At 62.9% G+C, this 280-nt stretch carries 1 protein-coding gene; it reads right to left on the bottom strand.

Annotated elements, in window-relative coordinates; all coding sequences use genetic code 11:
• Positions 1-234, bottom strand: a 234-nt coding sequence (locus tag RMT89_RS42540; protein ID WP_315889118.1) for a hypothetical protein, incomplete at its 3' end; no start/stop codon positions are given.
• Between the last annotated feature and the right edge of the window lie 46 nt (positions 235-280).

A 280-nucleotide genomic window follows, 5' to 3' on the forward strand; every position in this document is an offset into this window, starting at 1 on the left:
GCGCGCGTAGTCACGCATCTGCTTGGAAGTGAAGTAGTAATCGCAGGGCTCAGCGAACGCTTTTTCGCCGCGAATCATGCAGCGAACCGAGTCAACCTCTTCGGGAAGAGGTGGCAGTTCTAGTACGTCCGGGTTGTCCGGCATCGGCCCCCACTCGCCGGACTGCACGCGTTGATCGAACGCAGCCCGCTCAGCTTCGGCTTTCCCACGGAGAGCGGCTGCCATCTTTGCCATAGGCGAGTCATCCCGCTGACCACCCGGGGAGGGCTGGGCGGAGAGG

Source organism: Streptomyces sp. P17 (assembly GCF_032436805.1).
Taxonomy (GTDB): Bacteria; Actinomycetota; Actinomycetes; order Streptomycetales; family Streptomycetaceae; genus Streptomyces.